We start from the raw sequence: 21,735 nt of genomic DNA, 5'->3' as shown, positions 1-21,735 counted from the left end.
GCTTCACTCCGAACCACGCAATTGGTGGATGCGTTCCACAAGGCCCCTGGTCGAGGCATCCCGGTTTGCGGCGCTTTCCTTGCCTTCCACGACAGGCAGGAGGCCGGTGGCCAGTTCCTTGCCGAGTTCGACGCCCCACTGGTCGAAGGAATTGATGTTGAACAGCGTGCCCTCGACGAAGACGCGGTGCTCGTAAAGCGCGATCAGCCGGCCGAAGGTGCGCGGGTCGAGCTTGCGGTAGAGGATGGTCACCGAGGGCCGATTGCCGGAGAAGACACGATGCGGCGCGATACGGTCGACATCGGCAGGCTTCATGCCCTTGGCCAGCATCTGCGCGCGCGCCTCTTCCAGCGTACGGCCCTTCATCAGCGCCTCCGACTGCGCCAGGCAGTTGGCGAGCAGCAGGTCATGCTGATGCTTGAGATCAGGTTCGTGGCCGACGGCGGCGGCCAGGAACTCGACCGGGATCAAATCGGTGCCTTGGTGCAGCAGCTGGAAGAAGGCGTGCTGGCCGTTGGTGCCTGGCTCGCCCCAGACCAGCGGCCCGGTCGGCGTCATCACCGGAGTACCGTCAAGGGTGACGCTCTTGCCGTTCGATTCCATGTCGAGCTGCTGCAGATAGGCCGGCAGTCTGGAAAGGCGCTGATCGTAGGGAATGACCGCGCGGGCTGGATAGCCGCAAACCACGCGGTGCCACCAGCCGACCAGCCCGAGGAGCGCCGGCAGGTTTTTGTGGAGCGGCGCGGTGCGGAAGTGTTCGTCCATTTCGTGCGCGCCGTCGAGGAAAGCGCGAAAATTCCTTGGGCCGATGGCGATCATGACCGGCAGGCCGATCGCGCCCCAAAGCGAATAGCGGCCGCCGACCCAGTCCCAGAAGCCGAAGACGCGATCCGGCTCGATGCCGAACTTGGCCACCAGGTCGAGCGCGGTCGAGACGGCGGCGAAATGCTTGCCCACGGCCTGCTTGCCGAGCGCCTTCTGCACCCAGTCGCGCGCCGTCCGCGCATTGGTCATCGTCTCGACCGTGGTGAAGGTCTTGGAGGCGATGATGAACAGCGTGGTTTCGGCGGACAGCCCCTTCAGCGTGTCGTGGATGTGAGCGCCGTCAATGTTGGAGACATAGTGGGCGCGCGGGCCGTCATGATAGGGGGCGAGCGCCAGCGTCGCCATCGCCGGACCAAGGTCGGAGCCGCCAATGCCGATGTTGACGATATCGGTGATCTTCTTGCCTGTGGCACCCGTTGCCTTGCCGGAGCGAATGGCATCGGCGAAGGCGCCCATGGCGTCGAGCACGGATATGACATCCGCCCTGACGTCCTGGCCGTCAACCGTGACGCCCTTGCCGCTCAGGTTGCGCAGCGCCGTATGCAGGACGGCGCGGTCTTCGGTGGTGTTGATCTTCTTGCCCGCGAACATGGCGGCCCGACGGCCTTCGAGATCGGCTGCGGCGGCGAGCTTCTCAAGGAAATCCATGGTCGTCGCGTCGACGGCGCATTTCGACCAGTCGAGCAGGAGGTCGCCGTCAGCGGCGGAGAATGTCTTGAAGCGCTGCGGATCGGCGGCAAAGGCCTGGCGCATATCGCCCGGGGCCGCGGCGCGATGGTCGCGCAGGGCGGCAAGCTGTTTCTGGAAGGCTGACTGATCCACTGGCGGGGACTCCTGGCGTTTTCGACGCACCATATCAGACCGGATGTTTCCGGCGCGTGTCGTCGCGCTCCCAACTATTGAGCTGAAATCCCTCCGGTCAATACGCGGCAATGACGCAGCACATCACGATGCGATGACACAATGTATCGGGCAAGGAGGTGGGTACCCGAGGGGGCAATGGGTATCGAGGAGCGAGGGGCCGCGCCTTATTTCGAGCTTGAAGGATCACTGGCATAAATCCCAAAGATCAGAAAAATTGATTGGCGCAACCCCTTGTGCCACGGTTACGTTCGGCTGGTCCAGCCAAGCGAAAAAAGCTGGCCATCGAGGAACATCTTCCATGCCACAGAGAAACGACACGGCGATATGGTCCGGCCTGTTCCGGATTTCGGCTGAATCCGGCCAGACCCTGCAGGCGCAGATCCGCCAAGCCATTGTGGCCGCCATTCTCGACCGCCAGATCGCCGCTTCGATGCCGCTGCCTTCCTGCCGGATCCTGGCCGAAAAACTCGGCGTGGCGCGCGGAACGGTTGTCCTGGCCTTCCAGCAGCTCGTCGACCAGGGTTTCCTGGTGGCACGCGAGCGGCGCGGGCATTTCGTCAATCCGGACGTGCTGGCGACACCCGCCAAGCCGCATCAGAAAGCACCCGACCAGGCCAACGAGATCGACTGGAAAGCGCGCCGGCAGATCGCGGCAAGCGACATGCCGCCGCCCGCCAAGCACGAGAACTGGATCAAGTCTTCCTACCCGTTTGTCTACGGCCAATTCGACCCGGCGCTGTTCCCTACCGCCGAGTGGCGCGAGTGCAACCGCATGGCGCTGGCCGTGCTGGAGATCCGCAACTGGGCGTCCGACATGGTCGACCGCGACGATCCGCTGCTGATCGAGCAGATCCAGGCACGGCTGCTGCCCCGGCGCGGCATCTTCGCCAATCCCGACGAGATCATCGTCACGCTGGGTGCCCAGAATGCGCTCTATATGCTGGCCTCGCTGCTGATGACCAAGGGCTCGAAAGTGGCGATGGAGGATCCAGGCTATCCCGACGCACGCTCGATCTTCCGGCTCGCGGGCGCCGACATCGAGCCGGTGCCAGTGGACCAGTCCGGTATCGTAACCTCTTCTATTCCCAATGATTCCGGCTTCGTCTTCGTCACCCCCAGCCATCATTGCCCGACCATGGTGCCGTTGTCGGCGGAGCGGCGGCAGGACCTTCTGGCGCGCGCCAACCGGCACAACCAGATCATCATCGAGGACGGCTATGACAGCCAGCTTCTCGACGAGGCGCCGCAGCAGGCCTTGAAGAGCCTCGACCGTTCCGGCCGCGTCGTCTATGTCGGCTCGATGTCGAAGACGCTGGCCCCAGGCCTGCGGCTTGGCTACATCGTGGCTTCCGCTGGACTAATCGCCGAACTCAGGGCGCTGCGCCGNCTTCCTGTCTCTCGGCCATCACGAAGCGCTGGTGCGGCGGCTGTCGAGCGCCTTCGACGAGCGGCGCAAGCGGCTGGTCCATGCGATTTCGGCCTTCCTGCCGGAATGGCGTTCCACCGATTCGGCCGGCGGCACGTCGCTGTGGCTGGAAGGGCCCCGCGGCACCGATTCCCGCGGTTTGGCCGAAGCCGCGGCCTCGCGCAGCGTCATCATCGAGCCGGGCGACCGCTTCTTCGACCGCACCGAGAAGCCTTCGCGTTTCATGCGGTTGGGCATTTCCTCTATCGCTCTGCAGCACATCGAGCCCGGCATCCGGGAACTCGCCACCGCCGCCGGACGCAGGCCGGCCGCCGCCTGATCATCAATCCGACTTCTTCACCGGAGCCGCTTCTCAGCGGCTCCGGTTTGTTTTAGATCTGGCACATGTAGCTAGGCCAGCTGGCTCATAGGATGAGCCAGTGCCGGCGGCATAGTCGGCGTCAGAGAAGAAGCAGGTTGATGGTGGACCAACCGCCACGAGACTGCCGGTAGAGGTGGAGTGCCATGCCAGTGGCTGTCGAAAAGCAGGACATGCCGGCGAACCGTCGTCCACAACGCTCGGGCGGTCGCGAAACGGGATATGCGGGGAAATCAGCCATTCCACCAAATGGGCCACTACTCCAAGCCATGGAAGGCGGCGGTTACAGACCTTTGCGCGGAAACGACTGCGAGCGCATCCATGAGGGCGTGCTGACGCTTCTGGAAACCGTCGGGTTCGCCAACGCCATCCCGTCCTGCATAAAAGTCCTGACCAAGGCGGGCGCCACCCATGGCGACGATGGCCGCATCCGTTTCCCGCGTGCGCTCATACTCGACACCATCAAGCGTGCCGCGCGGCATTTCACGCTGCATGGCCAGGACCCCAGGCACGACATGGTGATCCAGGGCAAGCGCGTCCACTACGGCACAGCGGGTATCGCCGTGCATCTGGTGGATCTCGAAAAACGCGAGTATCGCGAATCGAAGCTGCAGGACATCTATGACGCCGCCCGCATCGTCGATGGACTGCGCAACATCCATTTTTTCCAGCGGCCGATGGTGGCGCGCGACATCGCCGACCCGCTCGATATGGATTTCAACACGCTCTACGCCTGCGTGATGGGGACATCGAAGCATGTCGGCACGTCCTTCACCGTGCGCGAGAATGTGAAGCCGGCGCTCGAAATGCTCTATGCCATCGCCGGTGGCGAGGAGAATTTCCGCGCCCGGCCATTCGTTTCCAACTCCAACTCCTTCGTCGTGCCGCCGATGAAGTTCGCCGAGGATGCCTGCGGCGTGCTCGAGGCCTGCGTCGAAGGCGGCATCCCTATCCTGCTCCTCTCCACCGGCCAGTCCGGAACAACCGCTCCGGCGGCGATGGCCGGCGCGGTCGCGCAGGCAGTGGCCGAAGTGCTGACCGGCCTGGTGTATGTCAACGCACTCAAGCCGGGACATCCGGCGATCTTCGGCGCTTGGCCGTTCATGTCGGACCTGCGCACCAACACCATGGCCGGTGGCTCGGCCGAACAGGCGGTGGTAACGGCGGCCTGCGCGCAGATGGCGCAATTCTACGACCTGCCGGGCGGCTCGGCCGCCGGCATGACAGACTCGAAACTGCCCGATATCCAGTCCGGCTACGAGAAAGGCATCACCAATGTGATGGCCGGCCTTTCGGGCCTCAATCTCGTCTACGAATCGGCCGGCATGCATGCCTCGCTGCTCGGCTTCTGCCTGGAAAGCCTGATCATCGACAATGACATGCTTGGCCATTGCCTGCGCTGCGCACGCGGCATCGAAGTGACGGACGAAGCGCTTTCGATCGACACCATCGCCGATGTCTGCCTCAAGGGTCCGGGCCATTATCTTGACAACGAGCAAACGCTCAAGTCGGCGCAGGCAGAGCGTTTTTATCCCGCCTTCGGCGATCGTTCCTCACCGAAGGAATGGAACGAAAAAGGCCGGCCTGATATATTGGCCCGGGCGATCGACGAAAAGAAGCGCATCCTTGCGGAACGATTTCCGCGGCACGTGCCCAAGCTGGTCGACGACAGATTGCGCGCCCGCTTCGGCAACCTGATCCACCTGCCGCGCGCGAGCATGGGCGGCTAGCCAGAAGACCGACACACAGACAGCCATCCGCCAGAACCAACCATTGGGCAGAACGATAAATGAGCGTCTATCCTATCCAGCAAGCCGCAAATACCGAAGATGCCATCGATCGGCTGGTGGCCTCGCACCGGCCAGGCTACGGCCTGACGCGCCCATTCTACCATGACCAGGATATTTTCGAGCGGGACATGGAACGTCTGTTCCGCCGCCACTGGCATTGCCTGACGCATGCCAGCGTCATTCCCAATCCCGGCGACTTCGAACTGTTCAAGCTCGGTGACGAGGCGATCATCCTGTCGCGTGGCATGGATGGCACCGTGCATGCCATGCTCAATGTCTGCCGCCATCGCGGCGCCGAGGTCTGCACCAAAGAGAAGGGCAACGCGAAAGTGTTCGTCTGCCCGTACCATGCGTGGACCTATTCCAATGACGGCTCGCTGCGCGCCGCCAGGCTGATGCCGAAGGATTTCGACCGCACCGCGCACGGGCTGAAGAAACTCCATGTGCGCGTCGCGACTGGCCTTGTCTTCATCTCCTTCGCCGAGACGCCACTCGATTTCGATCCGATCGAGCAATCTTTGCGCACGAGTTGCGGGCAATATGGTTGGGGCGATGCCAAGGTGGCCTATCGCCAAAGCTATCCGCTCGACGCGAACTGGAAGCTCGCCGTCGAAAATTACGTCGAATGCTACCATTGCGGACCGGCGCATCCCGAATATTCGCAGACGCACGCGCTGGAAAAGCCTGCGGAAATGATCGAGCAACTCAATGCCGCGATGGAACAGCGGACCTGCGCTCTCGGCATCGAGATCGGCAGCGGTGATCGCTGGCAGAATTCGGCCGCCGGCCAGGAGGCGATCCACACCTTCCGCTACGCGCTTTACGACGGCGTTTCGAGCGGCAGCCGGGACGGCTCCCCCGTCGCGCCCCTGATGGGCCGCTTCACCGACTACGACGGCGGCGTCACCTCCATCCATCTTGGCGGCACGACTTTTCTCGTCTGCTACCCCGACCACGGGATGATCTACCGGTTCATCCCGAAAACGGCTCAGACCTGCGAGATGGAACTGATCTGGCTGGTGCGCGGCGATGCCGTCGAAGGCCAGGACTACGATCTGGAGAAACTGACCTGGCTGTGGAAGGTCACCACCGACGAGGACAAGAAGATCATCGAGCATACCGCGCGCGGCGTACGCTCGCACTATTTCGTGCCCGGACCGATCGCGCCGATGGAGTACAACGAGCTGCGTTATATCGGCTGGTATCTCCAGGAGATAAGCCGGGCTTAGAGCGATTCAGCGTTTCACGAAAGCGCTCAGCCAGTGCTCAGCCTGAAGCGCTCAACCACCTCGGCGTTGATCAGCTTGGCGTGCAGTGCCATCAGCACGATCTGTGCATCGAGACCGTCGCCGGTTTCGATAGCGGCCTCGATCCGGTGCTCCGCGTCGAGCCGCTGCTGTGGACCTTGCACACGCTCGAAGGTTTCCGGCCCGGCTATGCAGTAGCTGAACAGGTTCGCTACCCGCGGATAGGCCTGCGGCGGCGGCTCCTCGGGCCAGTGGTCCTTCATCAGATTGACGATGGTTAGTTTCACCCCTTCGGGCACCAGGGCGGGATGCAGGTCGGCGCCTCGCAAGGCGGCATCGAGCTGCCGCAAATCACCCGAGCGTCCGAACATGCCGAGAAAGCCGAGGGAAGAGCGTCGTCCCGCCATTGCTGGTCCAATCCGTTTTCCACCAGTTAGGTGGTCCGCAAGCGGAATACAAAGGAGCCGGAAATCTAATGTATCCGTTTTGATGCATGTCGTTGTCCCGGAACTGAAGACGCTTCCGGGCGACATGCACTAGCCGCCCGCGGCCAGCAGCAACACGCCGGCAAGAGCGCATCCCGCAAGCGTCGGCAGCACACCGGTTTTCAACTTGAGAATGGCGACCATGGCGGCCACCGAAAGCAGCGCGGCTCGCCAGTCGATCGACGAAAGCACCGGCACATCCATGCCAAGCCCCGTCATGCGCACCTCGCGGAAGACGACGTGCAAGGCGAACCACAGAGCAAGGTTCATGATGACGCCGACCACGGCGGCGGTGATCGCGCCGAGCGCGGCCGACAGCGCCTTGTTGCCGCGCAGGGCCTCAATGTAGGGCGCGCCGAGGAATATCCAGAAGAAGCAGGGTGTGAACGTTACCCACAGCGTCAGCAGCGCTCCAAGCGATCCGCCAAGCAGCGCGTCCAGCGAGCCGGCGTGGCGAAACGCGGCGATGAAGCCGACGAATTGCAACACCAGAATGAGTGGACCCGGCGTGGTCTCGGCAAGGCCGAGGCCATCGACCATTTCACCAGGGGCGAGCCAGCCGAAGGACTGCACGGCTGCCTGCGCGACATAGGCAAGAACCGCATAGGCGCCGCCGAAGGTGACCACCGCCATGAGGCTGAAGAACCCGCCAATCTGCGTCCACACGCTGCTCGTCCCGGTGAACGCCCAGAGCAACAGAACCGGCCCGAGCCAGATCGGCAGCCAGATCGCGATGGTGCGCGGCGCATGCCATCGTGTCGGCCTGGTATGGGCTAGTTCGCCGCGTTCGAACATCAGGTCGACCGCGCCCCTGATATCGGGAGCGTCGTTGTTGCCGTGCGCCCCGCCGGAAAACAGGGCTGGCGCGACACGGTTTCCCACCCATCCCGCGAATCCCGCCATCAGGACGATGAGCGGAAACGGGATGGCGAGCACATAGATGCCGAGAAAAGCGCAGAGCGCGATCGCCACCATCAACCGGTTCTTCAAGGCGCGGCGGCCGATGCGGATCACCGCCTCGACCACGACCGCGAGCACGGCGGCCTTGACCCCGAAGAACAGCGCCGTGACCAGCGGGACATCACCATAGAACGCATAGAGAATGCTCAGGGTGAGCATGACGAGTGCGCCGGGCACCACGAACAGGACACCCGCGACAAGGCCGCCGATCGTCCTGTGCAGCAGCCAGCCGATATAGATGGCGAGTTGCTGGGCCTCGGGACCGGGAAGCAGCATGCAGTAGTTCAGCGCATGCAGGAAACGCTGTTCGCCGATCCAGCGCCGGTCCTCGACCAATTCCTTGTGCATGAGCGCGATCTGCCCCGCCGGTCCGCCGAAGCTCAGCAATCCGATCTTCGCCCAGAGTTTCGTGGCTTCGCGGAAGGTCGGGACCGCCGGCGCCTCGACGATGTCGGCATCTTTCCCCGAAATGAGGCTGCTCATGACGGCTTTGCCCCGCCCGGCCAGTTGTGCGTCTCGTCAGTGGCGTCGCGACACCAGCGGAAGAACGCGTCATAGAGCATCGTGCCGGCCTCCAGCTGCTCCAGATCGTCGCGGTACATGCGTGACAGGCCAAGCGAGGCGGCCAGAAATCCGGCTGCCTGGGGAACGAGATCCAGGCGTGCGGTGTCGGCCGCGCGCACGATCGTGGCAAGCCGATCGAGTGCCTGGGATTGCAGCCCGAACTCCTCGATCATCGTGTCGAAGGTGCAGCGCTCGCCGCGATGACTCCAGAACACGTTGTCGATGTCGAAAGGCACGGCCTGAAAGCGGTCGGCAACAGCCGGAACTTCAGCGGGTTCGACGAAGAGAAACACCGCGTCGGGATCGATGAAGCGCCGGATCAGCCATGGGCAAGCGATGCGATCGACCTTCGGGCGAGCCCGCGTCACCCAGACGGTGCGGCCCTTTTCATCGCGGGACGGTATCTTGTCGGCGCGGACCAGAGGCCCGCCGGCATCGCGCCAGGCTTCGAAGCCGCCTCCGAGGGACTCGGCGGCAATGCCTTCATGCCGCAACCATGCGGCCGCCCCTTGCGAAAGCTTTTGCCCCTTCTGGCAAACGACGGCTACTTGGCTGCCGGCAAGGTCGTTTGCCCAGGCCGAGACCGTTTTGAAGTTGCGCCGGTGAGAGGCCGGCAACAGGCGGGGGTCGGCGTCGTAATCTTCATCGATACGGACATCGACGATCACAGGTGCGCCCGGCAGACCAATCAGACGGGATAGTTGCTGTACGGTGATAGCGGTTGTTGACGGCATGGCGTCCACCTCCTGAAGAAGCCTGGACGCGAACATTGGGCTGACGCCTCACGGGGTCGTCGCGATACACCCCTTGTGATGATGGTGGAATTGTTGGGCTGGCTTGTCAAGGACGGAGCGCTTCCCGGCCTGTGGCCGTGACACGGCGGCCTGATCGAAGGCCGCCGGTCGTCGTCATCCATCATCAGTGACCAGCCAGGAATAATCGATGACTATTCCCAGGAATAATCAATGATTGTCGCGAGGCACCCCCATGGTGTGGGCGACATCCTGATATTTCACCGCCGGCCTCAGCACCATGCCGGCCGAGAACTGGTCGACCATGCCGCGCTGGATCTCCTGCCATGGCGTCTGGTGCTGGGGATAGTGATAGCCGCCATCCTTCTGCAGCTCGGCGCGTCGCCGCGCGATCTCGTCATCGCTGACGAGGATGTTCGCCGTGCCCTTCCGCAGGTCGATGCGAACGCGGTCGCCGGTCTTGAGCACCGCCAGGCCGCCGCCGACCGCGGCTTCCGGCGAGGCATTCAGGATCGACGGTGAGCCCGACGTGCCGGACTGGCGGCCGTCGCCGATGCAGGCCAGCGCGTGGATACCCTTCTTGATGAGGTAGGCCGGCGGCTGCATGTTGACGACCTCGGCGCCGCCGGGATAGCCGACGGGACCGGCGCCGCGCATGAACAGGATGGTATGCTCGTCGATGCCTTGCGCCGGATCGTCAATGCGGGCGTGGTAATCCTCGGGGCCGTCGAAGACCATGGCGTTGCCCTCGAAGGCTTCCGGGTCGTTCGGGTTGGACAGATAGCGCTCGCGGAATTCCGGCGAAATGCCGCTCATCTTCATGATCGCCGAATCGAACAGATTGCCCTTGAAGTTGATAAAGCCGGCATTGGCCTTCAGCGGCTCGGCCACCGTACGGATGACGTCGGTGTTCTCGTTGGCGACGCCCTCGCAGTTGGCGCCGATCGACTTGCCATTAACGGTCAAGGCATCGGGATGCGGCAGCATTCCGGCCTTCATCAGTTCGGCGACCACGGCAGGCACGCCACCGGCGTGGTGATAGTCCTCGCCCAGATATTCACCTGACGGCTGCAGGTTGACGATGAGCGGCACTTTGAGGCCGATGGTCTGCCAGTCGTCATTGTCGAGCGGCACGCCGAGATGGCGGGCGATGGCGTTGAGATGGATCGGCGCGTTGGTCGAGCCGCCGATCGCCGAATTGACGACGATGGCGTTTTCGAAGGCCGCGCGGGTCATGATATCGGACGGTTTCAGGTCCTCGTGCACCATGTCGACGATGCGCTTGCCCGTTTCGTAGGCGATCTGGCCGCGCTCGCGGTAGGGCGCGGGAATGGCGGCCGAACCGGGCAGTTGCATGCCGAGCGCCTCGGCCAGCGAATTCATCGTGGTGGCCGTGCCCATCGTGTTGCAGTAGCCGGTGGACGGCGCCGAGGACGCGACGATGTCCATGAACTCGTCATAGCCGATCTCGCCGGCCGACAGGCGCTGGCGCGATTCCCAGACGATGGTGCCCGAGCCGGTGCGCTTGCCCTTATGCCAGCCATTGAGCATCGGGCCGACCGACAGCGCGACGGCCGGGATGTTGACGGTCGCCGCCGCCATCAGCAAGGCAGGCGTGGTCTTGTCGCAGCCGATGGTGAGCACGACGCCGTCGAGTGGATAGCCGTAGAGCACCTCGACAAGGCTGAGATAGGCGAGGTTGCGGTCAAGGGCCGCGGTCGGCCGCTTGCCGGTCTCCTGGATCGGGTGACAGGGGAATTCGAAAGGAATGCCGCCCATCGAGACGATGCCTTCGCGCACGCGCTTGGCGAGTTCGATATGGTGCCGGTTGCAAGGCGAAAGGTCAGAGCCCGTCTGCGCGATGCCGATCAGCGGTTTGCCCGACATCAGCTCGGCGCGAGTCAACCCGTAATTCAGGTAGCGCTCGAGATAAAGCGCCGTCATTCCCGGGTTGTCAGGATTGTCGAACCACTCCTGCGAGCGGAACTTTTTCTTTTTCGTGGGGGCGCCGGCCATCATGGTCTCCGTATTTGTATGACAAATCGATATGACAACGCGCGGATGCAGGCAAGGGGCACGCGTGATCTGAATCCGGACTTTGGTGCGATAGACAGCTATCGAGCCGCACGCTACGACCAATCCGACATCGGCGATGCGGGAGGTTTAAATGGCTTTGGTGATCGAGGGCGAGGAACGTATCGCCGCACCCGTGCAGAAAGTGTGGGAAGCGCTGAACGACCCAACCGTCCTGAGGGGCGCCATTCCGGGCTGCCAGAGCCTGGAAATGAAATCGGCGACCGAGATGGCGGCAACGGTGGTGCTGAAGATCGGACCCATCAAGGCCACCTTCAACGGCGAAGTGACGCTCAGGAATCTCAAGCCGCCGCATGCCTACACCATCCAGGGCGAAGGCAAGGGCGGCATCGCCGGCTTCGCCAAGGGCGGTGCCGACGTCACCCTCACCGCCGACGGGCCGGACGCGACGGTCCTCAAATATGCGGCCAAGGCAGAAGTCGGCGGCAAGATCGCGCAGCTCGGCAGCCGGCTGATCGAATCGACGTCGAAGAAATTGGCCGGACAGTTCTTTTCGGCTTTCGGCGAGAAGGTGGGCGGCTGATACGCTCCCCGCGAGGGTTCACTCAAAGACGATGCTCGGCACAGCTGCTTCGGCCGCGCCGCGTTCCTCGTTGACCCTGTCCCAGACCTTGGAAGCGATATCGCGATAGATTTTCGCCTCGGCGCCATCCGGCTTCGAGACGACCACCGGCGTGCCGGCGTCAGAGCTCTCGCGGATCCCCATTTCAAGCGGCACCTCGCCAAGGAAGGTGACGCCCAGCCTCTCCGCCTCGCGGCGCGCGCCGCCATGGCCGAAAATGTCGTAGCGCTTGCCGGTATCCGGGGCGATGAAGTAGCTCATGTTCTCGACGATGCCGAGCAGCGGCACATCGACTTTCTTGAACATGTTGAGGCCCTTGCGGGCATCGATCAGCGCCAGGTCTTGCGGCGTCGAGACGATGACGGCACCGGCCAACGGCACCTGCTGGGCCATGGTCAGTTGCGCATCGCCCGTGCCGGGCGGCATGTCGACGACGAGCACGTCGAGCCGCCCCCATTCAACCTCACGCAGCATCTGCGTCAGAGCCGACATTACCATCGGCCCACGCCAGATCATCGGCGTCTCCTCATCGACGAGGAAACCCATCGACATCACCTTGAGGCCGTAATTCTCCATCGGTTTCAGGATCTTGCCGTCGATCGTCTGCGGCCGGCCATGGATGTTGAGCAGCCTGGGCATCGACGGGCCATAGATGTCGGCATCCAGCACACCGACCCGCAAACCATTGGCGGCAAGACCAAGCGCCAGGTTGACGGCCGTGGTCGACTTGCCGACACCGCCCTTGCCGGAAGCAACCGCTATGATCGCCTCGATGCCGGGCACGCCGCGCTTGCCCTGGCTCTGCGAAGCAGGAGCATGCGGAGCCGCCCGCGGCGGCGCAGCGACCGGAGCCGTCGGCGCCGGCCTGGGTGCGGGGCGCGATGGAACCGACCCCTCCATGCCGCCGCCTTTCTTTTCAGCCGTCAGCGCAACGACCGCGCCGGCGACGCCGGGAATGGCCTTCACCACCCGCTCGGCGGCGGCGCGCAACGGCTCCATCTCCTGGGCGCGCGAGGCGGGAACGGTGATCGAGAAGAACACTTTCGAATCGGCGATGAAAATCTCCGAAACCATGCCGAGGTCGACGATGTTTCCGGTGAAGTCCGGCCCGTTGACCGTCTTCAGCCGCTCGATGACGATTTCCTTGGTGACGGACATGTTCTTTTCCTCAGCGTTCGGCACTTCAGATAATGCAGTTCTCGGGGAGAACCAAGCAGCCGCCTCGACGCACCCTTGGTTTTCGCGAGCAAGAACTTCAGTGCATACCCGTCGCTAAACACGGAAGGCGACCTATTTCAGTGGGCAGCATGAGGGAAAACAATCAGGGAAGGGTAAGATCATGCTCGCAAACAGCAACGCAACGGCCAATGTGGCGGTGAAAGACCTGGCGAGAGCAAAGGCGTTTTATGAAGGGACGCTGGGCCTCAAGCAGGTAGACGATATAGGTGGCGAGTTGATCGTCTACAAAAGCGGCGACACCTTCATCAATGTCTATCATTCCGAGTTTGCCGGGACCAACAAGGCGACGGCGGTGACCTGGACGGTCGGCGACGAGATCGAGACTGTCGTCAAATCGTTGAAATCGAAAGCAGTCACCTTCGAGCATTATCCAATGCCCGGACTGACGATCGAGGGCGACATCCATGTCGGCCAGGGCATGAAGGTCGCATGGTTCAAGGATCCGNGATATAGGTGGCGAGTTGATCGTCTACAAAAGCGGCGACACCTTCATCAATGTCTATCATTCCGAGTTTGCCGGACCAACAAGGCGACGGCGGTGACCTGGACGGTCGGCGACGAGATCGAGACTGTCGTCAAATCGTTGAAATCGAAAGGAGTCACCTTCGAGCATTATGCAATGCCCGGACTGACGATCGAGGGCGACATCCATGTCGGCCAGGGCATGAAGGTCGCATGGTTCAAGGATCCGGACGGCAACATCCTCAATCTTGTGAACGGCTAGGCAGTATCGCGATTGCCGCCACTTCGGGCGCCGCTCACCTCATCCCGCAAGGTTGACGGCGAGGTAGGCGAGAGCCGAAATGGCCGCCGTCGCGGGCAAGGTCACGATCCAGGCGATGACGATGTTGCCGGCCAGGCCCCAGCGCACCGCCGAGACGCGGCGGGCGGCACCGACGCCGATGATGGCGCCGGTAATCGTATGGGTGGTCGATACGGGAACGCCGAGCCAGGTGGCGGCGAACAGCGTGATGGCGCCACCGGTTTCAGCGCAAAAGCCCTGCATTGGATTGAGCCGGGTGATCTTCGAACCCATTGTATGGACAATCCGCCAGCCGCCGAACAGCGTGCCAAGCGCCAGCGCCGATTGGCAGGTCAGGACGACCCAGAGCGGCACGTAGAATTTTTCGCCGAGCATGCCTTGCGAGTAGAGCAGCACGGCGATGATGCCCATGGTCTTCTGCGCATCGTTGCCGCCATGCCCAAGCGAATAGAGCGAAGCGGAAAAGAACTGGAGGACGCGAAAGGTGCTGTCGACGGCGAACGGCGTCTGGCGCACAAACAGCCACGAAACCACCAGGATCAGGACGAGCGCCAGGACAAAACCGGCCGCCGGCGACAGCACGATCGCGGCAACCGTCTTGCCAAGTCCCGACCAGACAATGGCACCAATGCCCGCCTTTGCGACGCCGGCGCCAACCAGCCCGCCGATCAGCGCGTGCGAACTGCTCGAAGGGATGCCGGCAATCCAGGTAACGATGTTCCAGACGATGGCGCCGACGAGAGCCGAAAAGATCACTGCCGGAGTGACAATGGTGACGTCGACAATGCCTTTTCCCACGGTCTCGGCGACATGAAGACCAAAGAACATGAATGCGATGAAATTGAAGAATGCCGCCCATAAAACCGCATATTGCGGCCTCAGCACGCGGGTGGAGACGATGGTGGCGATGGAATTTGCCGCATCATGCAGGCCGTTCAGAAAATCGAAGAACAGCGCGACGACAACGAGGCCGGCCAGCACGGGAAAGGCGATGGTGGGTTCCATCGCCTAGACGTTCTCGATGACGATGCCGCTGATCTCGTTGGCGACGTCCTCGAAGCGGTCGACCACCTTCTCCAGCTGACCATAGATTTCCGAGCCGATCAGATAGGCCATCGCGTCGCCGCGGCCGTGGCGCCTGAACAGATCCTTCAGGCCCTGCTCATGCAGATCGTCGGCGCGACCTTCGGCACGCATCACTTCCTCGGCGAGGGCGTTGAGGCTTGCACTGTTGGCGCCGACCTTGGCGAGCAGTGGGATCGCCTCCGCGACTAGGCGCGCGGCGTCGACGATGACGGCGCCCATTTCTTGCATCAGCGGATCGAATTCGCTTTTCTCGAACAGTCTTACCGTCTTGACGGTCTTGTGCATCATGTCGATGGCATCATCCATCGACTGGATCAGATCCTTGATGTCGCCGCGATCGAAAGGTGTGATGAAAGAGCGCCGCACCGCAAGCAGGACTTCCGCCGTGATATGATCGGCCTCGTCTTCGAGATCGACGATCTTCTGGCACCATCGATCGATATCCTTGCCCTGAAGAAGCAGCTGTAGCGCTTCGGCGCCGCCAACCACGATGCGGGAATGGCGCTCGAACAACTCGAAGAAACGATCTTCGCGCGGCAACAGCTTGCGGAACCAGCCCAGCATGTCAGTCTCCCTTCGCGCCCGGCCCACGACCGTTTCACTGACATAGCGCCGCGTGATGCCGCGGGAAACAGTGAGCCGGCTGAAAGATGTGGATGCGGAACGATTGCGCATACCGCTTGCGGCAAAGGACAATTTCCCCGAGCCTGAGTACGACCGGAAGGACGGCATGATCGACAAACTCGAATTCTTCATCGCGCTGGCCAAGGAAGAGCACTTCGGCCGGGCGGCCGAGGCGTGCGGGGTCACGCAGCCGACCTTGTCGGCCGGCATCAAGCAGCTCGAAGGCCAGCTCGGCGTCATGCTGGTCAATCGCGGGTCGCGGTTCCAGGGGCTGACGCCGGAGGGCAAGCAGGTGTTGGTCTGGGCGCGCCGCATCGTCGGTGACTCCAGGACCATGCGCGAGGAGATGCGCGCCGCCCGGTACGGCCTTTCCGGCCGCATCCGTATCGCCGCCATCCCGACGGCCTTGGCGATGGTCGCCAGATTGACCACGCCCTTTCGAGACAAGCACCCAGGCGTCACCTTTTCGGTGCTGTCGCGAACCTCGATCGAAGTGCTGTCGCTGCTTGGCAATTTCGATGTCGATGCGGGAATTACCTATCTAGACAACGAACCGCTAGGACGGGTGACCAGCGTGCCGCTCTATGACGAGCGCTACCAATTGATCACCGCAATCGGCAATCCCTATTCCGACCGCGACAAAGTGACATGGTCCGAGATCAGCCAGTTGCCGCTGTGCCTTCTGACGCCGGACATGCAGAACCGCCGCATCATCGACCAGCACCTGGCGGAAGCCGGCGTGCAGGTGCGGCCGACGCTGGAATCGAACTCGATGATCGTGCTGTTCTCGCATATTCGGACCGGCAAATGGTCATCGATCATGCCACTCAACCTTGCGGAAACATTCGGTTTTTCCGAACCGATCCGGGCCATTCCGATCGTCGAGCCCGATGCCAGCCACACGGTCGGGCTGGTGGCCGCGCCGCGCGAGCCGCATACGCCGCTGGTGCAGGCGCTGCTGGACGAGGCGATGGCGCTGGCAGACGATTTCCGCGCCCACCGCTAGTCTAGACAATGCAGGCGGAAGCCCGTCGATAGAAGATTTCTATCGAGCAACGAAACAGCTTTATTGATTTCGCGGGTTTCCTCTGATTTTGTAAAGACTTAGCGATAAAAGCCATCGACCAGGGAGGGCGCTGCGTGACGATGCAGCCTGCAAGTACCGAGATCGCATCGCGCACAGCGGCGATTATCCAGGAGTTGAAGGACCTCGAGGGTCCGCTGCTGCCGATCCTCCACGGCATCCAGGAAGAATTCGGCCATGTCCCGCAGGACGCCGTGCCCGTCATTGCCGACGGGCTGAACCTGTCCCGGGCCGAGGTGCATGGTGTCGTGACTTTCTATCATGATTTCCGTCCGCGACCGGCCGGACGGCACGTGCTCAAGCTCTGCCAGGCGGAAGCCTGCCAGTCGATGGGTTCGGACGCAGTCGCCGCCAAGGTCAAGCAGTTGCTCGGGATCGACTTCCATGAGACCACGCGTGACGGATCCGTTACGCTGGAACCGGTCTATTGCCTCGGGCTGTGCGCCTGCTCGCCGTCTGCGATGCTGGATGGCGAGGTGATCGGTCGGCTCGATGACGACAAGATCGACGAGATCGTCGCCGAGGTGCGCTCATGACCCCCCGTATCTATATTCCCGGCGATTCCGGCGCACTGGCGCTGGGGGCGGAAAAGGTCGCGAAGGCTATTCGCGCGGAACTCGCCGAGCGCGGCATCGAGGCCAAGATCGTGCGCAACGGCTCGCGCGGCGCTTATTTCCTCGAACCGATGGTCGAAGTGGCGACGGCCAATGGCCGCGTCGCCTACGGGCCGGTGAAGCCGTCGGACGTGAAGAGCCTGTTCGACAGCGGTTTTCTCACCGGCGGCCATCACAAGCGCTGGCTCGGCGCACCCGACAAGATTCCATTCCTGGCCAAACAAACTCGCTTGACGTTTGCACGTTGCGGCATAAACGACCCGCTGTCGCTCGATGCCTACAAATCGCTGGGCGGATTGAACGGCCTGCGGAACGCGGTGGCCATGGCGCCCGCCGACATCGTCAAGCAGGTCACCGACTCCGGCCTGCGTGGCCGCGGCGGCGCGGGCTTCCCGACCGGCATCAAATGGAAGACGGTGCTCGATACGACCTCGGAGCGCAAATACATCGTCTGCAACGCCGATGAGGGCGACAGCGCCACCTTCGCCGATCGCATGATCATGGAGGGCGATCCCTTCGTGCTCATCGAAGGCATGGCCATCGCCGGCATCGCCACCGGCGCGACCAAGGGTTTCGTCTATATCCGCTCGGAATATCCGCACGCGGTGGCTGTCATGAACAAGGCCGTCGAGATCGCCCGCAAGGCCGGTGTGCTCGGCGTCAATGTGCTGGGTTCGCCCAACGCCTTCGACATGGAAATCCGCGTCGGTGCCGGCGCCTATGTCTGCGGCGAGGAAACTTCGCTCTTGAACAGCCTGGAAGGCAAGCGCGGCGTGGTGCGCGCCAAGCCGCCGCTGCCCGCGATACAAGGGTTGTTCGGCAAACCGACAGTGATCAACAACGTCATTTCGCTGGCTTCGGTGCCTGTGATCATGGACAAGGGCGCCGCCTTCTACAAGGATTTCGGCATGGGCCGTTCGCGCGGCACGATCCCGATCCAAATCGCCGGGAACGTCAAGCAGGGCGGCCTTTTCGAAACCGCTTTCGGCCTGACGCTGGGCGAGATCGTCGACGAGATCGGCGGCGGCACGTCCACCGGACGCCCGGTGAAGGCGGTGCAGGTCGGCGGGCCGCTCGGTGCCTACTTCCCGCGCGCACTGTTCGACACGCCGTTCGACTACGAGGAATTCGCCAAGCGCGATGGACTGATCGGTCACGCCGGCATCACGGTTTTCGACGATACCGCCGACATGCTGAAGCAGGCACGCTTCGCCATGGAATTCTGCGCCATCGAAAGCTGCGGCAAGTGCACGCCTTGCCGCATCGGCTCGACGCGGGGCGTGGAAACCATCGACAGGCTCGCCGCCGGCATCGAACCGGAAAAGAATCTCGCTCTGGTCACCGACCTCTGCAACACGATGAAGTTCGGTTCGCTCTGCGCGCTGGGCGGCTTCACGCCCTACCCGGTGATGAGCTCGATCACCCATTTCCCCGAGGATTTCAAGCCCGCGCCAGCGCGCGTGGCTGCTGAATAGGAGCTGGCGGATGAACATTAAGGCCGACTTCCCAACGCTGATCGAAGAGATTGACTACGGAACTCCGGAGTCGAAGGCGCAAAAACAGGTCACGCTGACCGTCGATGGCCGCAGCATCAGCGTGCCGGAAGGCACCTCGATCATGCGCGCGGCGATGGAAGGCGGGGTGGAGATCCCGAAGCTCTGCGCCACCGACATGCTGGACTCGTTCGGTTCCTGCCGCGTCTGTCTCGTCGAAATCGACGGGCGCGGCGGTACACCGGCTTCCTGCACGACGCCTGTCGGCGAAGGCATGGTGGTGCGCACCCAGTCGGACAGGCTCGACGCTATCCGCCGGGGCGTCATGGAACTCTACGTCTCCGACCATCCCACCGGTTGGCACGAGAAGGCCGGAACTGGCGCCAGCGAGTTCGATGTGGTGGCGAAGTCCGTGGGCCTGACCGAAAATCGGTACGGCGTTGAGGGCCGCAACCACGTCAAGGAAGAAAATGGCGTCGCGCCGGGCCATGGCTCGCTCGCGGTCGACTACATCGCCCGCGATGAGTCCAACCCCTATTTCACCTATGATCCGGCGCAGTGCATCGTCTGCTCGCGCTGCGTGCGCGCCTGCGAGGAGGTGCAAGGCACTTTCGCGCTGACCATCGAAGGCCGCGGCTTCGAATCGCGCATGGTCGCCGGCATGCACGAGGACTTCATTGCCTCCGAATGCGTGTCCTGCGGTGCTTGCGTGCAGGCCTGTCCGACCGATGCTCTGCGCGAGAAGACAGTCCTCGAAAAGGGCATGCCGGAGCGCTCCGCCGTGACCACCTGCGCCTATTGCGGCGTCGGCTGCTCGTTCAAGGCCGAAGTGAAGGGCGATGAGGTCATCCGCATGATGCCCTACAAGGAAGGCATGGCCAACCACGGCCATTCCTGCGTGAAGGGCCGCTTCGCTTACGGTTATGCCACCCACAAGGACCGCATCCTGTCGCCGATGATCCGCGAAAAGGTCAGCGACCCGTGGCGTGAAGTGAGCTGGGAAGAGGCGATCGCCCATACCGCCAAGGAATTCCGCCGCATCCAGTACCAGTATGGCCGCACCGCGATCGGCGGCATCACCTCCTCGCGCTGCACGAATGAGGAGACCTATCTCGTCCAGAAGCTGGTTCGGCAGGGCTTCCGCAACAACAATGTCGACACCTGCGCGCGCGTCTGCCATTCGCCGACCGGCTATGGGCTTGGCCAGACCTACGGCACCTCGGCCGGCACGCAGGATTTCGATTCCGTCGAATTCACCGACGTCGCCGTCATCATCGGCGCCAATCCGGCTACCGCGCACCCGGTGTTCGCCTCGCGGCTGAAGAAGCGGCTGCGCCAGGGCGCCAAGCTGATCGTGCTCGATCCGCGCCGCACCGAGATGGTCAAGTCGGCCCACGTCGAAGCCGACTACCATTTGCCGCTGAAGCCCGGCACCAATGTCGCCGTGCTGACCTCGCTGGCGCATGTCATCGTCACCGAGGGCCTTTTCGACGAAGCGTTCATCCGCGAGCGCTGCGACTGGGCGGAGTTCCAGGACTGGGCGTCCTTCGTCGCCCTGCCGGAAAACAGCCCCGAAATCGTCGGCAAGCTGTCCGGCGTCGATGCGGAGTTGATCCGCGGTGCCGCCCGTCTCTACGCCAAGGGCGGCAATGGCGCGATCTATTACGGCCTCGGCGTCACCGAGCACAGCCAGGGCTCGACCACGGTGATGGCGATCGCCAACCTCGCAATGGCCACCGGCAATATCGGCCGACCTGGCGTCGGCGTGAACCCGCTGCGCGGCCAGAACAATGTGCAGGGCTCTTGCGACATGGGCTCGTTCCCGCATGAGCTGCCGGGCTACCGGCACATTTCGGGTGACGCGGTGCGCGACATCTATGAAAGCCTGTGGGGCGTGAAGCTCGACGACGAACCCGGCCTGCGCATTCCCAACATGCTGGATGCCGCCGTCGACGGCTCGTTCAAGGGCATCTACATCCAGGGCGAGGACATCCTGCAGTCCGATCCCGACACCAAGCATGTCGCCGCCGGCTTGGCCGCGATGGAATGCGTGGTGGTGCACGACCTCTTCCTCAACGAGACCGCGAACTACGCGCATGTCTTCCTGCCCGGCTCGACCTTCCTCGAGAAGGACGGCACCTTCACCAATGCCGAGCGCCGCATCAATATGGTGCGCAAGGTTCTGGAACCGAAGGCGCGCTACGCCGATTGGGAGGCGACGCAGGAACTCGCCCGTGCGATCGGTCTCGACTGGAACTATACCCATCCGTCCGAAATCATGGACGAGATCGCCAAGACGACGCCAAGCTTCGCCAATGTCTCCTTCGATCTGCTCGACCGGGTCGGCTCCGTGCAATGGCCCTGCAACGACAAGGCGCCGCTTGGCACGCCGATCATGCATGTTGACGGCTTCGTGCGCGGCAAGGGCAAGTTCATCCGCACCGAATACGTGGCGACGGACGAAAGAACCGGACCGCGCTTCCCGCTGCTGCTGACCACCGGCCGTATCCTGTCGCAGTACAATGTCGGCGCGCAGACGCGGCGCACCGAAAACGTCATGTGGCACTCCGAGGACCGGCTGGAACTCCATCCGCACGACGCAGAAAATCGTGGCCTGCGCGATGGCGACTGGGTCCGGCTGACCAGCCGTTCGGGCGAGACGACGCTTCGCGCGCTGATCACCGACAGGGTATCGCCGGGCGTGGTCTACACCACCTTCCACCATCCCGACACGCAGGCCAACGTCATCACCACCGACTTCTCCGACTGGGCGACCAATTGCCCGGAATACAAGGTGACCGCGGTGCAGGTCGGCGCTTCCAACGGCCCGTCGGAATGGCAGCGCGACTATGACGAGCAGGCCAAGCAGAGCCGTCGCATCGCTCCGCTGCAGGCGGCGGAGTAG

General features: G+C 63.0%; 17 protein-coding genes. 9 read left to right on the top strand and 8 right to left on the bottom strand.

Annotated elements, in window-relative coordinates:
* Positions 1-3: 3 nt before the first annotated feature.
* Positions 4-1,680: a glucose-6-phosphate isomerase gene (gene pgi / locus X742_RS153920; RefSeq protein WP_051407639.1), complete on the bottom strand. Its 1,677-nt coding sequence runs from the start codon at positions 1,678-1,680 to the stop codon at positions 4-6.
* Between the two features lie 307 nt (positions 1,681-1,987).
* Here pgi and X742_RS01000000170170 point away from each other — a divergent pair, with 307 nt between their 5' ends.
* The 3 genes from X742_RS01000000170170 to X742_RS153930 all read left to right on the top strand — a co-directional run bounded on the left by X742_RS01000000170170 (position 1,988) and on the right by X742_RS153930 (position 6,492).
* Positions 1,988-3,490 carry a PLP-dependent aminotransferase family protein gene (locus tag X742_RS01000000170170; protein WP_245275549.1) on the top strand — a complete coding sequence of 501 codons (1,503 nt, stop codon included), beginning with the start codon at positions 1,988-1,990 and terminating at the stop codon, positions 3,488-3,490.
* Between the two features lie 129 nt (positions 3,491-3,619).
* A complete protein-coding gene (locus X742_RS153925) occupies positions 3,620-5,203 on the top strand; it encodes a trimethylamine methyltransferase family protein (RefSeq protein WP_023772587.1) in 1,584 nt (527 codons plus the stop codon).
* Between the two features lie 59 nt (positions 5,204-5,262).
* Positions 5,263-6,492 (top strand): aromatic ring-hydroxylating dioxygenase subunit alpha, encoded by a 1,230-nt coding sequence (locus X742_RS153930; protein ID WP_023772586.1) that lies wholly within the window; start codon positions 5,263-5,265, stop codon positions 6,490-6,492.
* Positions 6,493-6,518: 26 nt separating this feature from the next.
* On the opposite strand, the gene X742_RS153935 is transcribed toward X742_RS153930, so the two are convergent.
* The 4 genes from X742_RS153935 to X742_RS153950 all read right to left on the bottom strand — a co-directional run bounded on the left by X742_RS153935 (position 6,519) and on the right by X742_RS153950 (position 11,287).
* A complete protein-coding gene (locus X742_RS153935) occupies positions 6,519-6,917 on the bottom strand; it encodes a hypothetical protein (RefSeq protein WP_023772585.1) in 399 nt (132 codons plus the stop codon).
* Between the two features lie 129 nt (positions 6,918-7,046).
* Complete coding sequence (gene chrA / locus X742_RS153940; protein WP_023772584.1) at positions 7,047-8,438, bottom strand: chromate efflux transporter; 1,392 nt, start codon at positions 8,436-8,438, stop codon at positions 7,047-7,049.
* Entirely contained in the window at positions 8,435-9,253 is an 819-nt protein-coding gene (locus X742_RS153945) for a chromate resistance protein ChrB domain-containing protein (RefSeq protein ID WP_023772583.1), read from the bottom strand. The genes chrA and X742_RS153945 overlap by 4 nt, the downstream gene beginning before the upstream one ends.
* 228 nt (positions 9,254-9,481) lie before the next feature.
* A complete protein-coding gene (locus X742_RS153950; RefSeq protein WP_023772582.1) occupies positions 9,482-11,287 on the bottom strand; it encodes an IlvD/Edd family dehydratase in 1,806 nt (601 codons plus the stop codon).
* A gap of 151 nt (positions 11,288-11,438) precedes the next feature.
* On the opposite strand from X742_RS153950, the gene X742_RS153955 reads away from it, so the two are divergent.
* Positions 11,439-11,888 carry a carbon monoxide dehydrogenase subunit G gene (locus X742_RS153955; protein ID WP_015314114.1) on the top strand — a complete coding sequence of 150 codons (450 nt, stop codon included), beginning with the start codon at positions 11,439-11,441 and terminating at the stop codon, positions 11,886-11,888.
* 18 nt (positions 11,889-11,906) lie between these two features.
* On the opposite strand, the gene X742_RS153960 is transcribed toward X742_RS153955, so the two are convergent.
* Positions 11,907-13,085 carry an Mrp/NBP35 family ATP-binding protein gene (locus tag X742_RS153960; protein ID WP_023772581.1) on the bottom strand — a complete coding sequence of 393 codons (1,179 nt, stop codon included), beginning with the start codon at positions 13,083-13,085 and terminating at the stop codon, positions 11,907-11,909.
* 181 nt (positions 13,086-13,266) lie between these two features.
* Here X742_RS153960 and X742_RS1000000175710 point away from each other — a divergent pair, with 181 nt between their 5' ends.
* Positions 13,267-13,890: a VOC family protein gene (locus X742_RS1000000175710; protein ID WP_023772580.1), complete on the top strand. Its 624-nt coding sequence runs from the start codon at positions 13,267-13,269 to the stop codon at positions 13,888-13,890.
* 39 nt (positions 13,891-13,929) lie between these two features.
* Here the strand turns inward: X742_RS1000000175710 and X742_RS153965 are convergent, their stop codons facing one another.
* Together X742_RS153965 and X742_RS153970 are read right to left on the bottom strand one after the other, a co-directional pair.
* On the bottom strand, positions 13,930-14,934 hold the full coding sequence (locus tag X742_RS153965) for an inorganic phosphate transporter (RefSeq protein ID WP_023772579.1): 1,005 nt from the start codon (positions 14,932-14,934) through the stop codon (positions 13,930-13,932).
* Between the two features lie 3 nt (positions 14,935-14,937).
* Complete coding sequence (locus X742_RS153970) at positions 14,938-15,579, bottom strand: DUF47 domain-containing protein (protein ID WP_023772578.1); 642 nt, start codon at positions 15,577-15,579, stop codon at positions 14,938-14,940.
* Between the two features lie 166 nt (positions 15,580-15,745).
* Here X742_RS153970 and X742_RS153975 point away from each other — a divergent pair, with 166 nt between their 5' ends.
* The 4 genes from X742_RS153975 to fdhF all read left to right on the top strand — a co-directional run bounded on the left by X742_RS153975 (position 15,746) and on the right by fdhF (position 21,735).
* The gene (locus tag X742_RS153975; RefSeq protein ID WP_015314117.1) at positions 15,746-16,645 is read left to right on the top strand and encodes a LysR family transcriptional regulator; all 900 of its coding nucleotides are present in this window, start codon (positions 15,746-15,748) and stop codon (positions 16,643-16,645) included.
* Positions 16,646-16,779: 134 nt separating this feature from the next.
* Positions 16,780-17,259, top strand: coding sequence for a formate dehydrogenase subunit gamma (locus X742_RS153980; RefSeq protein ID WP_023772577.1), 480 nt, complete (start codon positions 16,780-16,782; stop codon positions 17,257-17,259).
* Positions 17,256-18,812, top strand: coding sequence for an NADH-quinone oxidoreductase subunit NuoF (locus tag X742_RS153985; protein ID WP_023772576.1), 1,557 nt, complete (start codon positions 17,256-17,258; stop codon positions 18,810-18,812). The genes X742_RS153980 and X742_RS153985 overlap by 4 nt, the downstream gene beginning before the upstream one ends.
* A 10-nt stretch (positions 18,813-18,822) precedes the next feature.
* Positions 18,823-21,735 carry a formate dehydrogenase subunit alpha gene (gene fdhF, locus X742_RS153990; protein WP_023772575.1) on the top strand — a complete coding sequence of 971 codons (2,913 nt, stop codon included), beginning with the start codon at positions 18,823-18,825 and terminating at the stop codon, positions 21,733-21,735.

Source organism: Mesorhizobium sp. LNHC229A00, from assembly GCF_000502415.1.
Classification (GTDB): domain Bacteria; phylum Pseudomonadota; class Alphaproteobacteria; order Rhizobiales; family Rhizobiaceae; genus Mesorhizobium.
The sequence above is the reverse complement of the archived record's forward strand: the minus strand, read 5'-3'. Positions and strand labels throughout refer to the sequence as shown.

Excerpts from the sequence above, each read along its gene's own strand:
- pgi (WP_051407639.1), bottom strand. The coding sequence starts at position 1,680 with ATGGTGCGTCGAAAACGCCAGGAGTCCCCGCCAGTGGATCAGTCAGCC.
- X742_RS153925 (WP_023772587.1), top strand. The coding sequence starts at position 3,620 with ATGCCAGTGGCTGTCGAAAAGCAGGACATGCCGGCGAACCGTCGTCCA.
- X742_RS153930 (WP_023772586.1), top strand. The coding sequence starts at position 5,263 with ATGAGCGTCTATCCTATCCAGCAAGCCGCAAATACCGAAGATGCCATC.
- X742_RS153935 (WP_023772585.1), bottom strand. The coding sequence starts at position 6,917 with ATGGCGGGACGACGCTCTTCCCTCGGCTTTCTCGGCATGTTCGGACGC.
- chrA (WP_023772584.1), bottom strand. The coding sequence starts at position 8,438 with ATGAGCAGCCTCATTTCGGGGAAAGATGCCGACATCGTCGAGGCGCCG.
- X742_RS153945 (WP_023772583.1), bottom strand. The coding sequence starts at position 9,253 with ATGCCGTCAACAACCGCTATCACCGTACAGCAACTATCCCGTCTGATT.
- X742_RS153950 (WP_023772582.1), bottom strand. The coding sequence starts at position 11,287 with ATGGCCGGCGCCCCCACGAAAAAGAAAAAGTTCCGCTCGCAGGAGTGG.
- X742_RS153955 (WP_015314114.1), top strand. The coding sequence starts at position 11,439 with ATGGCTTTGGTGATCGAGGGCGAGGAACGTATCGCCGCACCCGTGCAG.
- X742_RS153960 (WP_023772581.1), bottom strand. The coding sequence starts at position 13,085 with ATGTCCGTCACCAAGGAAATCGTCATCGAGCGGCTGAAGACGGTCAAC.
- X742_RS153965 (WP_023772579.1), bottom strand. The coding sequence starts at position 14,934 with ATGGAACCCACCATCGCCTTTCCCGTGCTGGCCGGCCTCGTTGTCGTC.
- X742_RS153970 (WP_023772578.1), bottom strand. The coding sequence starts at position 15,579 with ATGCTGGGCTGGTTCCGCAAGCTGTTGCCGCGCGAAGATCGTTTCTTC.
- X742_RS153975 (WP_015314117.1), top strand. The coding sequence starts at position 15,746 with ATGATCGACAAACTCGAATTCTTCATCGCGCTGGCCAAGGAAGAGCAC.
- X742_RS153985 (WP_023772576.1), top strand. The coding sequence starts at position 17,256 with ATGACCCCCCGTATCTATATTCCCGGCGATTCCGGCGCACTGGCGCTG.
- fdhF (WP_023772575.1), top strand. The coding sequence starts at position 18,823 with ATGAACATTAAGGCCGACTTCCCAACGCTGATCGAAGAGATTGACTAC.